We start from the raw sequence: 14,327 nt of genomic DNA, 5'->3' as shown, positions 1-14,327 counted from the left end.
TCCGCGACGGAGGAAGGAGAGGAAGGACATGAGCGGTATCCCGGACCCCGACGAGTTCCGCGCGCAGGCCCGGCAGTGGCTCGCCACGGTCGCCCGCCCGCGCACCGCCGACGGGGCGTGGGGCAGCGGCTCCGACTCCGTCGCCGTGTTCGAGAACTGGACGCAGCAGCAGGAACGCGAGCACACCGCCCGCACCCAGGAATGGGAACGCACCCGCTACGACCAGGGCTGGGGCGCCCTCAACTGGCAGCCCGCGTACGGAGGCCGCGAGCTGCCCGCGTACTACGAGCAGCTCTACCGCACCGAGGAAGCGGCCTTCGACGTGCCGCACCGCACCGAGATCTTCCCCGTGACCCAGCAGCTCGTCGCCCCCGCCATCGGCATCTGGGGCACCGACGAACAGAAGGGGCGCTGGCTGCGACCCATGCTGCGCACAGACGAGCTGGCCTGCCAGCTCTTCTCCGAGACCGAGGCGGGATCCGACCTCGCCGCGGTGCGCACGAAGGCGGTGCGTGAAGGCAACCACTGGGTGCTGCGGGGCCACAAGGTGTGGACCTCCGGGGCCGGGGTCGCCACCTGGGGCGTCGCGGTGTGCCGCACCGATCCGGACGTCCGCAAGCACGCCGGCATCACCGTCTTCCTGATACGCATGGACGCGCCGGGCGTGACCGTACGGCCCATCCAGCAGATGACCGGCGGGGCCAGCTTCAACGAGGTCTACCTCGACGACGTGATCGTGCCCGACACCGACCGGCTCGGACCGGTCGGCGAGGGCTGGCGGGTCACACTGAGTGTGCTGGCCGCCGAACGGCTCGACTCCGGAAACCTGGGCCTCGACAACGCCGACCGGGCCCTGGACCTGGCCAGGAACCTGCCCCGCCCGCTCACCGGCGGCGAACAGCGGCAGGCCGCCGACCTCTACCTCCGCGCCCTCGTGCAGCGGCTCATCGGACTGCGGGTGACCGGCGCCCTCGTCGCCGGACGCGAACCCGGAGCCGAGGCCTCGGTCGGCAAGCTGTACGCCACCGAGACCATGCGCCGCACCAGCGACCTGGTGTCCGAGCTGCTGGGGCCGCGCCTCGTCGCCGACACGGGGGAGTGGGGCACGTACGCCTGGACCGAGCACCTGCTCGGCGCGCCCGGTTACAGCATCGCGGGCGGTACCGACGAGATCCAGCACAACATCCTCGCCGAGCGTGTGCTCGGCCTGCCCAAGGAGCCCGTCCGATGAGCACGGCCACGCAGGTGTCGGAGCTGGCCGCACGGGTCCGTGACGCTCTGGCCCGCCGCCATCCGGGGGCGCCCGTGGGGGAGTTGAGGACCTTGCCCGGCGGGCATTCGGGGCTGACGTATGCGGTGAGCGCGGGCGAGGCGGCGTACGTCATCAAGGCGGTGCCTCCCGGGCAGCGGCCCGTCGGGCGCAACGACGTCCTGCGCCAGGCCCGGGTGCTGGGCGCCCTCGCCGGAACCCCGGTGCCGGTGCCGGGTGTCGCCGCCGTCGACGATACCCAACCGGCCTGGTTCGCCATGGACTTCGCCGCCGGTGAGGCCGTCGAGCCCGTCCTGGACGAACCCGAGGTGCCCGCCGCCACGGCACGGGCACGCATGCTGCAGATCGCCGCCGTGCTGCGGCGGCTGCACGAGACCGACGTCGACACACCCGGACTCGACGCACCCGAACCACTCGACGCCGCCGGCGAGCTGGAACGCTGGAGCCGTACCCTGCACGCCGTACCCTCCGAACTGCGGCCGGGAGGCGAGGAGTTGCTCAAGCGCCTCGCCGACGACGTGCCCGACGGCCTCCCGCCGGTGCTGCTGCACGGCGACTTCCGGCTCGGGAACGTGCTGTGCGTCGGCGAGCGCGCGGTGGCGGTCGTCGACTGGGAGATCTGGAGCGTCGGCGACCAGCGCATCGACCTGGGCTGGTTCCTGCTCTTCGCCGACCACCGCAACTTCCCGCAGCTGGGCCGCGCGGTGCCCGGCCTGCCCACCGAGGCCGAACTCCTCGACGCCTACGGCGATGGCGGCCCCGCGATGCCCGCGATGGACTGGTTCCGCGCCCTGGGCCGCATGAAGATGGCCGCGATCATGGGCCACAACCTGCGCCGGCACCGCGAGGGCAAGCACCACGACCCGGACCAGGAGCGACTGCCGCCGACCATCGCCGCGATGATCCGCACGGCGCGCGACATCCTCGGCTGACCCGCACCCGCCAGGCACACCCCAGGCATACCCCAGCATGAGGAGCACCTCGTGGATTTCGGATTCTCGCCCCGGGCGAGTGAACTCCAGGACCGTATGCGGTCGTTCATGGCGCAGCACGTCTTCCCCGCGGAGGCCGTCTACGACCGGCAGCTGGCCGAGGCGGACGACCCGCACGCGCTGCCGCCGGTGATGACCGAACTGAAGGAGAAGGCACGCGCCGAGGGCCTGTGGAACCTCTTCATGGCGCACGGCGACTGGGGCGCGGGACTCACCAACCTCGAATACGCGCCCCTCATGGAACTGGCGGGCCGCTCCATCATCGGCCCCGAGGTGTTCAACTGCTCGGCGCCCGACACCGGCAACATGGAACTGCTCGCGCTGTACGGCACCCCCGCCCAGCAGGAACGCTGGCTGCGGCCCCTGCTGGAGGCCGAGATCCGATCCTGCTTCGCGATGACCGAGCCCGAGGTCGCCAGCTCCGACGCCCGCAACATCCGCACCCGCATCACCCGCGACGGCGACAGCTATGCCGTCAACGGGCGCAAGTGGTACACCTCCGGGATCCTCGACCCCGACTGCAAGCTGATCATCCTGATGGGCAAGACCGACCCGGACGCGACCACCTACCGCCAGCAGAGCATGCTCCTCATCCCCCGCGACACACCGGGCGTCACCGTTCTGCGCGACCTGCCGATGTTCGGCTACACCGACCGGTGCGGCCATGGCGAGGTGCTCTTCGAGAACGTCCGCGTGCCCGTGGAGAACATCCTCGGCGGGGAGGGGGACGGATTCGCGATCGCCCAGGGGCGGCTCGGCCCCGGCCGTATGCACTACGCGATGCGCGCCGTGGGATTCGCGGAGCGCGCCCTTCACCTGATGTGCGAACGCGCCACCGAGCGTGTCGCCTTCGGCGGTCCCCTGGCCGATCGCGGCGTGGTGCGCGAGTGGATCGCCCGCAGCCGTATCGAGATCGAACAACTACGGCTGCTGGTGCTGAAGTCGGCCTGGCTGATGGACACCGTCGGCAACGCCGCCGCCCGGATGGAGGTCGCCGCGATCAAGGTGGCAGCGCTGGAGGTGGCCCACAAGGTGGTCGACCGCGCGGTGCAGGCACACGGCGCGGCGGGGGTCAGCGACGACACCGTACTGGCCCGGCTGTTCTCCATCACCCGGGCACTGAAGATCGCCGACGGGCCCGACGAGGTGCACCTGCGCACCGTCGCCCGCCAGGAACTCGCCCGGTACCGGAAAACCGATCCGCAGGCCGAACGGCAGACGGCCGACACGAAGGCAGGGGCAGCGTGAGCGCCAACACCCTCGACGGCAAGGTGGCCGTCATCACCGGCGGATCCCGCGGCATCGGCCTCGGCATCGCCACCGCCTACCGGGCGGCCGGCGCGCACGTGGTCATAGCGGCGCGGAAGGCGGCCGGACTGGCCGAGGCGCGCGAGGAGTTGCTGCGCGTCAAGGGTGACGGCGACCTCCACACCGTGGTGGCCAACGCCGGCGAACCCGACCAGGCCGAGGCCTGCGTCGACGAGACCATGTCCCGCTTCGGCCGCGTCGACATCCTCGTCAACAACGCGGCGACCAACCCGTACCACGGCGACCTGCTCGACCTGGACCTCCCGCGGGCGGAGAAGACGGTACGGGTCAACCAGTACGGGATGATCGCCTGGACCCGCTGCGCCTGGCGCGCCTGGATGGCCGAGCACGGGGGAGCGGTCGTCAACATCGCCTCCGTCGGCGGACTGATCGTCGACCCGCACATCGGCTACTACAACGCCACCAAGGCGGCCATGCTCCACATGACCCGGCAGCTCGCCTACGAACTCGGGCCGCGGGCACGGGTGAACGCCATCGCCCCCGGCCTGATCAAGACCGAACTGGCGCGGGCGGTGTGGGAGGTCCGGGAACCCATCCTCACCGCCAAGCTGCCGATGCGGCGCCTGGGCACAGTAGAAGACGTGGCGAACGCGGCCCTCTTCCTCGCCTCCGACGCCTCCTCCTGGATGACCGGCCAGACCCTGGTGCTCGACGGGGGCGCGACCGCGCTGCCGATCGGAGTGGACGAGTGAGCGCGCTGCGCCCCGCCGGTGATCTCTTCTCGCTGGAGGGCAGGACGGCCGTCGTCACCGGCGCGTCCGCGGGACTCGGCGCCCGGTTCGCGACCGTGCTCGCGCAGGCCGGCGCCACCGTGTTCGCCGCCGCCCGCCGCATCGACCGGCTGAAGGAACTCGCCGACTCCGACGCGCGCATCCACCCGGTCGCCTGCGATGTGGCAGTGGAGTCCGACCGTACGAGGCTCATCGAGACGGCGCTGACCACCAGCGGCCGCATCGACATCCTCGTCAACAACGCCGCGAGCTCGGGCGAGACGCGTGCCGAGGACGAGTCCCCGGACGCCTTCACCGACGTCCTCGGAGTCAACCTCACCGCGCCGTTCCATCTGGCCCGGCTGACCGCCGAGGCCCCGTCATCGGTCTCGCTCGGTGGCAGGAGCATCATCAACGTCTCCTCCATCCTCGGCCTGGTCTCGGCCGCGCCACTCGGCGGCGCGAGCTACTCCGCGTCCAAGGCCGGCCTCATCGGCCTGACCCGTGAGTTGGCCGGACAGTGGGGCCGTAACGGAACACGCGTCAACGCGCTCGCCCCGGGCTGGTTCCGCACCGAGATGACCGCGGACCTCTTCGCCGACGAGCGTTCCAGCCGCTGGGTCGAACGCAACACCCTGCTGCACCGCGGCGGCGACGGCCACGAACTCGACGGCGCGCTGCTGTTCCTCGCCTCGGACGCGTCCTCGTACTGCACCGGCCAGGTCCTGACCGTCGACGGCGGATGGACCGCGCGGTGAGGGGCGCCGGGTCGGGTGCGGGGGAGCGCGCGACGGCGGGCGCCGGATCGGGCGTGGGGGACGGCGTGTCGGCGCATGTCGGGCCGGGTGCTGCGGATGACGCTACGTGGGGTGCTAGCCGAGGTGCCGCGGATCGCGCGGTGGCGGGGAACGAACCGGGTCCGGGGGACCGCGTGTCGGCGGCTGTCGGTCCCGGTGCGGCGGATCGCGCTATGGCGGGCGTCAGCCGACGTGCCGCGGATCGTGCGGTGCCGGGCAACGGGCCGGACGTCGGGGAGTGCGGTACGGCGGCTGATGTCGGTCCGGTTGCCGCGCCTCGCCCTACGACCGGCCTCAGCCACCGTGCAGCCGATCCCGCGGCGAGTGTCGGCCTAGAGATCCAGAACGACGGCCTCGCCCGTGTCACCCTGCGCCGTGGCCAGGCGGGCAACGCCATCGACCTGGAGACGGCGCGCGGGCTCCTCGGCGCGGCACGCGCCTGCGAACGTGCGGCCGTGCGGGCCGTGCTGCTCACCGGTGAGGGGAAGTCCTTCTGTGTCGGCGGCGACCTCAGGGAGTTCTCTCGGCTCTCCGGCCAGGCCCTGGAGAAACACCTCGTCGCGGTGACCGACGCGCTGCACGACGCCCTGCGCACGTTCGCTTCGATCGACGCGCCCATGGTGGCCGCCGTCCAGGGAGCCGTCGCCGGCGCGGGCATCGGCCTCGCCGCGGCCGCCGACGTGACACTCGCGGCCGACGACGTCACGTTCACCGCCGCGTACACCGGTATCGGTTACTCGCCGGACGCCGGGGTGAGCTGGCAGCTGCCCCGCCTGGTCGGGCCGAAGCGGGCGGTGGAGCTGCTGCTGACGAACCGCCGTGTCGCGGCGGCGGAAGCCGCCACGCTCGGCCTGGTGAGCCGTGTCGTCCTCTCCGGCGAACTGGCCGCCGAGGCCGAGCGGACCGCCGAGGCCCTGCGCCGCGGCCCCACCTCCGCCTTCGGCGCCACCCGCCGCCTCGTCGCCTCCGGTCAGACGACGGATCTCGCCCGGCATCTCGACGACGAGGCCAGTGCGCTCGCCGCCGCGGCCGCCTCGGACGAGGGCCGTGAGGGCGTCGCCGCGTTCCTCGACAAGAGGGCGCCCGAGTTCACGCGCATCCCGTCCAGGCCCTGATCCATCGACGATCACTCAACTCGTCCCCGAACCAAGGGAGCCCACCGTGTCGGAAGCATTCATCGTCGGGGCCGTCCGTACCCCGGTCGGCCGCCGCAAGGGCACGCTCAGCGACGTACACCCGGCCGACCTCGGCGCCCATGTGCTGCGTGCCCTGCTGGAACGTACGGGAGCCGACCCGGACGCGGTCGACGACGTGTATTTCGGCTGTGTCAGCCAGATCGGGGCCCAGACCGGAAACATCGCCCGCACGGCCTGGCTGTCGGCGGGGCTGCCGCAGCACGTGCCCGGGACCACCATCGACCGTCAGTGCGGCTCCTCCCAGCAGGCCGTGCACTTCGCCGCCCAGGCCGTCGGATCCGGAGCCGCCGACCTGGTGGTCGCGGGCGGGGTGGAGGTGATGAGCCTGGTGCCGATAGCCAGCCCCATGGTCGTCGGCGAACAGGCGGGGATGGGCAGCCCCTTCGCGGGGGACGGCTGGCGCGAACACTTCGGCGACCAGGAGGTCTCGCAGTTCCGTGGCGCCGAGCTGATCGCCGAGAAGTGGGGCGTCTCGCGCGAGGACATGGAGCGGTTCGCGCTCACCAGCCACCAGCGGGCGGTCGCCGCGAAGGCCGCCGGAGCCTTCGACGAGGAGATCACCCCGGCCTTCGGACTCGCCGCCGACGAGGGCCCGCGCGCCGACACCACGCTCGAGAAGATGGCGGGACTGAAGCCCCTCACCGAGGACGGGCGGCTGACGGCCGCCGTCGCCAGCCAGATCTCCGACGGTGCCGCCGCCCTGCTCATCGCCTCCGAGGACGCGGTCCGCCGCCACGGTCTGACCCCCCTGGCCCGCGTGCACACCATGACGGTGGTCGGCTCCGACCCGATCCACATGCTCACGGGGCCGATCCCGGCCACGGAGAAGGTCCTGGACAGGGCGGGCCTGTCCATCGACGACATCGACCTGGTCGAGATCAACGAGGCCTTCGCCTCCGTCGTCCTCGCCTGGCAGAAGGAGATCGGCGCCGACCAGGAGCGGGTCAACGCCTTCGGCGGGGCGATCGCGCTCGGGCATCCGCTCGGCGCCACCGGCGCCCGGCTGATGACCACGCTCGTCCACCAGCTGCGCAGGACCGGCGGACGTTACGGTCTGCAGACGATGTGCGAGGGCGGCGGGATGGCCAACGCGACCGTGCTCGAACGCCTCTGACGGCCGTGCTCGACGCCTCTGACCGGATCTGATTGGCAACTGAGTTCAACTTGGGTTTACTCTCGGGTACGGACACGGTGGGTGACGGCCATGGAGAGGGAGCATGACGAGGATCGTTGAACCGGAAGCGGGACCGCGGTCCAAGCGCGCGGCCATTCTCACGGCAGCGGTGGACTGTTTCGGTGAGACCGGCTTCGAGGCCACCAAGTGGTCGACGGTGGCGGAGCGCGTCGGCATCGGGCAGACGGCGCTCTACCACTACTTCGAGTCGAAGACCCACTGCCTGCTCACCATCATGCGGGTGGAACTGCAGCGCTCCCACGACCGGTTCGTGGAGGCGACGAAGGACGCCGCGGACCCCGTCGAGGCGCTGCGGGCCGCGGTCCGCGCGGCCTACGACGTGTCACCGCAGGAGGTTCTGCAGATGCGCATTCTGCAGAACCACATGGATCTGTTGTCCGGTTCGCGCAGGTCCAAGCGCGAGGAGGACGAGCGGGTCGCGGCCCGCCAGCTGGTCCAGGTCGTCGAACGGGACTGGACGAATCTGCTCGTCAAGGGCATGTCCCAGGGCTCCTTCCCGCTGCGCGACGCGCAACTGCTCGGCGCGAGTGTGCTCGGGCTGATCGTCAGCGTGTGGCGGTGGTACCGGCCGTCAGGACCGACCCCACTCGCGGAGGTCAGTGAGCTGATCGAGGGCGCATGCGTCCGGATGGTCGCCTCCTGACGCGCTGAGCGGTCACCGCACCTCGCGGCCCTCCGACGGACACCCCGTCGGAGGGCCGCACTGCGTTCCCAGTACGTGACGAGCCATTGCCAGAGCTGTTTCCGCAGGATTAAAATCCAAACTGAACTGAACTTAACTCAGGTTGATCTGAGGAGGGGTCTTGCGACGACGCACGACACGCTCGCTCATCGCCGCAGCCACCGCCCTGCTCGCCCTGGCGGCGAGCGCCTGCGGCACCCAAGGCCCCGCGGCCCGGGACGACGTCATCCGGATCGGCGCGTGGTACCCGCTCACGGGAGCCGTCGCCTCGTTCGGCATCCCCGAGAGAGCCGGCGCCGACGCGTACTTCAAGTCGGTCAACGCCCGGGGCGGGATCAACGGACGCAAGATCGACTGGGTCGTCAAGGACAACGCCTTCGATCCGCAGCAGACCGTGCAGATCGCCCGCCGGCTCGTCGACCAGGACGGAGTGGTGGCGATCGTCGCCACCAACGGCACCGCACAGTCCCAGGCCACCTTCCCCTTCGTACTCGAACAGTCGAAGGTCCCCGTCCTCAACACCCTCGGCGGAGACGCAACCTGGTACAAGCCGGCCCGCGACGGCCTGTTCGGCATGCAGACCCTCTACGAGGACCAGGCATCGGCGCTCGGGCAGTGGGCGGCGCAGGACGGGGCGAAGAAGGTGCTCGTCGTGCACAGCGACCCCGCGGCGTTCGTCAACGTCGCCAAGGAGATCGGTCCGGCCGCCCGCAAGACCGATCCGTCGGTCCGGGTCGAAAGCCTGTCGGTCAAGTTCCAGACCACCGACTACAGCCCGGTGATCAGCAAGGTGAAGCGTGAGAAACCCGACGCCGTCGTGGTGATCCTCGCCGCCGCCGAGGCCGCGTCCTACCTGAAGGAAGCCAAGCTGCAGGGGCTGTCGACACCCGTGTACGGCTACGCTCCGGTCGCGGCACAGTCGACCCTCACCCTCGCGGGCAAGGCGGCCGAAGGCGTCAAGGCGGTGCAGCTGGTGAAGTCACCCCACGACGACGACCCGGCCATCAAGGAGTTCCGCTCCGCGATGGCGAAGTACGAGCGCGGGCAGTCTGCCGACTTCATCACTCTGTGGGGCTGGGCAGCGGCCAAGGCGTTCGTCGAGATCGCCCGGACGATCGACGGTCCGATCACGTCCGAGGCGCTGACCGCCGCGTACAAGAAGGCCCGAGCGGTCGACACCGGCGTCGCACCGGTCCTGAACTTCTCCGCGCAGCACCACCTCGGCACACGTGACGTACAGAAGGTCGTCGTCAGGGACGGCCGCTGGGTGTCACAGGGCGACTTCTTCACCCCGCCCTCCCGTGACTGACATCCCCGATCGCGACGGATCCCGCCTTCGACTGAAACCAGCCATTCCCCGCATGGAGAGGACTCCCATGACCGGCGTAATCCCCGACTACATGGCGCGTATGGACAGTGCCGACCCCCGTCGGGCACTCGAACTCCTCGAGCCGGACTTCCGGTTCCTGATCGCCCTGCCCGGCCGCGAGGCGACGGGAACCTCCAGGGACGACTTCGCCGCCTACATCGCCGGCCGCAACGCCGTCGACAGGGGACACAAAATTCTCCGGTACAGCTCCGACGGCGACCTGGAGACCGTGTACGGGGTGGTCACCGAGTCCGGGAAGACCGTCGGCTCCTTCCTCTCGGCCGCCGTCGTCACCCCCGACGGGCGCATGGCCCGCTACCAGTCGTACTTCAGCACCACCTACGACCTCATCGACCGGCCGGACTAGCCGCGCCCCACCCCGGCAGCCACCCACCCCTTCCCGGGAGCCGACATGACCGACACCTCCACCGACGCCGCCCCCGCACCTTTCCTCACCGCCTGGTTCGACATCCTCGACAGTGACGAACCGACCCGGATCCTCGACCTGATCAGCGACGACTTCACCCTCTCCATCCTGTTCTCCACCGGCGACGGCAACGCGACCGACTTCGCCGGGGACCGTGCCGCCCTCGTCGGCTATCTCGAACAGCGCGAGAAGGGCACCCGCACCCACCACCTCCTGTCCGCGACCACCCTCGGCCAGGACGAGCTCTTCCTCGGCGAGGTGCGGCGCGCGGGAGTGCCCGAGGCGAGCTTCGTCGCCGCGGGCCGGGTGGACGACCACGGACGTCTGCAGCGCCTGCTGATCGGCCGCTCGTCCGAGATCCGCTTCACCTGAACCCACACGACCGGATGCGGCTGGGACATACAAGCTCAGCCTCGACCGGACACCCACGGAGGACCGTCATGTACAACCTCGTCCTGCTGGCCGCCAGGCCCCCCGAGTGGACGCACGAGCAGTTCATCGACTGGTGGCGCGGCGACCACGCGGAACTGACCTACCGCCTGCCCGGTCTTCGCGCCTGGCGACACACCGAGATCGACCAGGCACTGGAGCCCCGCTCGGAGGGCTGGGACGGGATCTCCGTACTCAGCTTCGACTCCCCGCAGGACCTGAAGAAGGCCCTCGCGAGCCAGGAGTGGGCGGACGCGATCGCACAGGTCGGGGACATGAAGGGCCGCCGCATCGCGGTGATGGGGCACGAGGCGCAGCTGTTCGGCGGCTGAGACCGTCCTTCGGTTCCATCGGTCCGGCATGCGCGGGGCATGCACCACAGCGTTCAACACATCGTTCATTCATGGAGTTCGGCCGGCGTAGCGAGGAAGCGGGATGCGACAGGTAGTGCGGGAGTTCCAACAAAGGGCCGAGCAGGCGGACTTCGTCGCCGTCATCGACGACGAGGGCAGCCATACGGCGCGCGAGCTGCTCGCCGAGGCCGGCCGGCTCGCCGAAGCGATGTTCCCCGGCGGTCCGGGCGGCACCGTCATGCTGCAGGCCGACAACTCATGGCGTACTGTCGCCGGCTCCTTGGCCGTGGGACTGCGCGGAGGGGTCCTCGCGGTCGTCAACCGGCACACCACGCAGGCCGAGTTCGCCGCGGCCTACGAGGACATCCGCCCCGACGCGGTCGTCGCCGAGGCCTCGGCGAGCGACGAATGGGGGCTGCCCGACCTGCTGCCGGGCCCGGTGGACGCGGTGCTCGACGGCTGGACCTGCCGTGCCACGCCCGGTCCACGTGAGGTGTCACGGTGGTCGGGAGGCGTCCTCATCGGCCTGACCTCCGGGTCGACCGGGCGACCCAAGGGCGTGGTGCAGTCCGAGGAAGCCCTGCGGTACGCCTGCACGAGCACGATCGACATCAACGGTCTGGCCCCCGGCGACGCGGTGGCCGCGATCGTGCCGCTGTCGTCGACGGCCGCGTACTGCTTCGGCGTGTACCTCTCCCTGCTGCTGGGCGGCCCGCTCGTCCTGACGTCCAAGTGGGACCGGGCCCTCGCGCTGCGGCGGATGGCCGAGACCGAGGTCCGCTGGACCATGTGCGTACCGACGATGGCGCTGCAGATGGGGGCCGAGGCGGCCGGATCCGGCGTGCTCTCGGGAGTCCGCGCCATCACCGTGGGCGGCGGTCCCATGGACCGCGGCGCCCTGGCGCGTGCCGAACAGTCACTGGGCACCAAGATCCTGCGTGTCTTCGGCATGTCGGAGTGCCTCGGCCACACCTCGCCCAGCCCCGACGACCCCGAGGAGATCAGGCTGGGCAGGGACGGCCGCCCCTTCCCGGGCACGCACCTGCGCGCACTGACCCCGGACGGTGCCGAAGCCGGACCAGGCGCCACCGGCCGGGCACAGGTCCGCGGACCCTCCCTGTTCATCGGCTACGCCCGCGACGGCCGGGTCGAGAGACCGGAGCTGACCGAGGACGGTTTCTTCCCGACCGGTGACCTGCTGCTGACCCACGAGGACGGAACCGTCAGCATCATGGGCCGCGAGAAGGACATCATCATCCGCGGCGGCCGCAACATCGACATCACCGAGATCGAGCGGGCGGTCGCCGGGTACCCGCGGGTGGCCAGGGCCTGTGTCGCCGCGGTCCCGGACGAGGTGCTCGGCGAGCGCGTCGCGCTGCTGGTCGTCACCGAGGACGGACACGGCATCGACCTGGCCGAGGTGACCGGACACCTGGAGAGCGTCGGACTGTCCAAGGCCAAGTGGCCCGAGTTCGTGTACGACGTCGAGGAGTTGCCCCAGACCAAGGTCGGCAAACTCGACCGCAGCGGGGCCCGCGAACTCGCCCACCGGCTACGGACGGGCACACCCGACCCGGCCTGATCAAAGGCGATCCGGCCCCATCAGGGGACAGACCCGGCGGGGTCGCACCCCCACACGCCCCGCCGGGTCCGATCCCCGGCGAAACAGATGCAGCATTGGAGAATCATGACAGCGCGGTTCGACCAGGGCCCATGGGCCGCAGCCGGAGTCCAGACCGTCCAGCCCGGAGTGCACCGCGTTCCCCTGCCACTGCCCAACGACGGCCTGCACGCCGTCAACGTCTATCTGCTGGAGAACCTCGCGGAGGACAACGGCATCGTCATGATCGACGGGGGCTGGGCGATCCCCGAGGCGCGCAAGGCGCTCGAGGAGGCGCTGGCCGCCATCGGTCGCGACCTCGGCGACATCAGCCACATCCTGGTCACCCACATCCACCGTGACCACTACACCAACGCCGTGGAGCTGCGCCGGCTACTGGGCTCGCGGGTCTACCTCGGCGCGGGCGAGCGGCCGGGCCTGGAGATGCTCGACCGGCTGCGCAGCGACGAACCCGCCGGCTCACTGGAGACGCTGCGCAGGGGAGGAGCGGCCGAACTCGCCGAACAGATCCAGGCGATGGACCACGGCGGTTACGACCCCAGCGTGTGGGAGGCCCCCGACCAGTGGCTCGGCGCGGAAACGCTCCGCTTCGGCGACCACGAGCTGCGCGTCGTGCCGACTCCCGGGCACACCAAGGGACATGTCGTCTTCCTGGACGAACAGCGCGGACTGCTGTTCGCCGGCGACCACGTCCTTCCGCACATCACCCCGTCCATCGGCTTCGAACTGACCGAGGCCGGCGGGCGCCCCCTCGCCGACTACCTGGACTCCCTGCGGCTGATGACGCGGTACGCCGACACCCGTCTGCTGCCCGCGCACGGGCCGGTCACCGACAGCGCCCACACCCGCGTCGCCGAACTGCTCACCCACCACGACGACCGGCTCTCCAAGAGCCTGACAGCGCTGGGCGAGGACACCCTCGACGCGCACGCCGTGGCGCGCAAGTTGGGCTGGACGCGCCGCGAGGTGCCGTTCGGCGACCTCAACGCCTTCAACCAGATGCTCGCCGTGAACGAGACGGCGGCCCACCTGGACGTCCTGGTGCTGCGCGGACGCGCCACGGTGGCGTTCGTGGGCGGGGTGAACCAGTACACGCGCGTGCGCTGACACGGCACGTGCACAGGTGGGGGAGGGGCTCGATCGTCGCCGGGCCCCTTTTTCCTTGTCAGTGAGGCTCGTCAGCGGGCCGTCCAGCCGCCGTCCACGTACAGCTCGGATCCTGTGATGAAGGTCGCGTCCTGCGAGGCCAGGAACGCCACCGCGCCCGCGACCTCGTCGGGCCGGCCCAGCCGCCCCATCGGGGTGCCCTCGATCATGGCGGTGTGCCGGGGCGTGCCCCGCCACAGTTCCCGGGAAAGGGGCGTCTCGATGAAACCGGGGTGGATCGAGTTGACGCGGACGCCGCGCGTGGCCCAGTGAAGTGCCGCGTTCTTCGTCATCAGGCGGACCGCGCCTTTCGCGGCGTGGTACGAGAACTGGCTGCCGAAGCCGCCGACGGTGCCGAAGATCGACGCGATGTTGACGATCGAGCCGCCGCCGGAGTGTTCGATCGCGGGACCGGCGTGCTTCATGCCGAGCCACACACCGCCCTGAGTGACGGCGATGACCTTGTCCCAGGACTCCTGGGTCTCCGTCTCGACCGTCCGCATCTCGGCGATGCCCGCGTTGTTGACCAGCACCGACAGGCCGCCCAGCTCGGCGACCACCCGCTGGACCGCGCCGAGCCACGCCTCCTCGTCGCTGACGTCCAGCGCGAGGCCGAGCGCCCGCGCCCCGTCACCCGTCAGCTCCTTCGCCAGGTCGTCACAGCGACCGGCGTCCACGTCCGTCACCACCACCGTCGCACCCTCGGCGGCGAGCCGGTGCGAGACGGCGTGTCCGATGCCGCCGGTCGCACCGGTGACCAGGGCGATCTGTCCGGACAGTCGGTCTCCCACGGGCTCTCCTCGGTTCGGTG

At 70.8% G+C, this 14,327-nt stretch carries 15 protein-coding genes; 14 read left to right on the top strand and 1 reads right to left on the bottom strand.

Annotated features, from left to right (window positions below):
• Positions 1-28 precede the first annotated feature (28 nt).
• From ACIBJB_RS07810 to ACIBJB_RS07745, 14 genes are all read left to right on the top strand, one after another.
• A complete protein-coding gene (locus ACIBJB_RS07810; protein ID WP_398927594.1) occupies positions 29-1,231 on the top strand; it encodes an acyl-CoA dehydrogenase family protein in 1,203 nt (400 codons plus the stop codon).
• Complete coding sequence (locus tag ACIBJB_RS07805; RefSeq protein WP_398927592.1) at positions 1,228-2,202, top strand: phosphotransferase family protein; 975 nt, start codon at positions 1,228-1,230, stop codon at positions 2,200-2,202. The genes ACIBJB_RS07810 and ACIBJB_RS07805 overlap by 4 nt, the downstream gene beginning before the upstream one ends.
• A 51-nt stretch (positions 2,203-2,253) precedes the next feature.
• Entirely contained in the window at positions 2,254-3,510 is a 1,257-nt protein-coding gene (locus tag ACIBJB_RS07800; RefSeq protein ID WP_398927590.1) for an acyl-CoA dehydrogenase family protein, read from the top strand.
• Complete coding sequence (locus tag ACIBJB_RS07795; protein ID WP_398927588.1) at positions 3,507-4,283, top strand: SDR family oxidoreductase; 777 nt, start codon at positions 3,507-3,509, stop codon at positions 4,281-4,283. The genes ACIBJB_RS07800 and ACIBJB_RS07795 overlap by 4 nt, the downstream gene beginning before the upstream one ends.
• Positions 4,280-5,059 (top strand): SDR family NAD(P)-dependent oxidoreductase, encoded by a 780-nt coding sequence (locus tag ACIBJB_RS07790; protein WP_398927586.1) that lies wholly within the window; start codon positions 4,280-4,282, stop codon positions 5,057-5,059. Before ACIBJB_RS07795 ends, ACIBJB_RS07790 begins: the two co-directional genes overlap by 4 nt.
• Positions 5,060-5,271: 212 nt before the next feature.
• Complete coding sequence (locus ACIBJB_RS07785) at positions 5,272-6,213, top strand: enoyl-CoA hydratase-related protein (protein ID WP_398927584.1); 942 nt, start codon at positions 5,272-5,274, stop codon at positions 6,211-6,213.
• A gap of 46 nt (positions 6,214-6,259) precedes the next feature.
• Positions 6,260-7,408, top strand: coding sequence for an acetyl-CoA C-acetyltransferase (locus tag ACIBJB_RS07780; protein ID WP_398927582.1), 1,149 nt, complete (start codon positions 6,260-6,262; stop codon positions 7,406-7,408).
• Between the two features lie 103 nt (positions 7,409-7,511).
• Positions 7,512-8,132: a TetR/AcrR family transcriptional regulator gene (locus ACIBJB_RS07775; protein WP_280859957.1), complete on the top strand. Its 621-nt coding sequence runs from the start codon at positions 7,512-7,514 to the stop codon at positions 8,130-8,132.
• A gap of 160 nt (positions 8,133-8,292) precedes the next feature.
• Positions 8,293-9,480 carry an ABC transporter substrate-binding protein gene (locus ACIBJB_RS07770; RefSeq protein WP_398927580.1) on the top strand — a complete coding sequence of 396 codons (1,188 nt, stop codon included), beginning with the start codon at positions 8,293-8,295 and terminating at the stop codon, positions 9,478-9,480.
• Between the two features lie 67 nt (positions 9,481-9,547).
• Entirely contained in the window at positions 9,548-9,907 is a 360-nt protein-coding gene (locus ACIBJB_RS07765) for a nuclear transport factor 2 family protein (RefSeq protein WP_398927578.1), read from the top strand.
• A 45-nt stretch (positions 9,908-9,952) separates the two neighbouring features.
• Positions 9,953-10,339 (top strand): hypothetical protein, encoded by a 387-nt coding sequence (locus tag ACIBJB_RS07760; protein ID WP_398927576.1) that lies wholly within the window; start codon positions 9,953-9,955, stop codon positions 10,337-10,339.
• 68 nt (positions 10,340-10,407) lie between these two features.
• A complete protein-coding gene (locus tag ACIBJB_RS07755) occupies positions 10,408-10,728 on the top strand; it encodes an EthD domain-containing protein (RefSeq protein WP_057614575.1) in 321 nt (106 codons plus the stop codon).
• Positions 10,729-10,831: 103 nt separating this feature from the next.
• Positions 10,832-12,331, top strand: coding sequence for a class I adenylate-forming enzyme family protein (locus ACIBJB_RS07750; protein WP_398927574.1), 1,500 nt, complete (start codon positions 10,832-10,834; stop codon positions 12,329-12,331).
• Positions 12,332-12,436: 105 nt separating this feature from the next.
• Positions 12,437-13,477: an MBL fold metallo-hydrolase gene (locus ACIBJB_RS07745; protein ID WP_398927572.1), complete on the top strand. Its 1,041-nt coding sequence runs from the start codon at positions 12,437-12,439 to the stop codon at positions 13,475-13,477.
• A 71-nt stretch (positions 13,478-13,548) separates the two neighbouring features.
• Here the strand turns inward: ACIBJB_RS07745 and ACIBJB_RS07740 are convergent, their stop codons facing one another.
• Positions 13,549-14,307 (bottom strand): SDR family NAD(P)-dependent oxidoreductase, encoded by a 759-nt coding sequence (locus ACIBJB_RS07740; RefSeq protein ID WP_398927570.1) that lies wholly within the window; start codon positions 14,305-14,307, stop codon positions 13,549-13,551.
• Positions 14,308-14,327 lie beyond the last annotated feature (20 nt).

The sequence above is a fragment of the Streptomyces sp. NPDC050759 genome (assembly GCF_044456945.1).
In the GTDB taxonomy this organism is placed as follows: Bacteria; Actinomycetota; Actinomycetes; order Streptomycetales; family Streptomycetaceae; genus Streptomyces.
The sequence above is the reverse complement of the archived record's forward strand: the minus strand, read 5'-3'. Positions and strand labels throughout refer to the sequence as shown.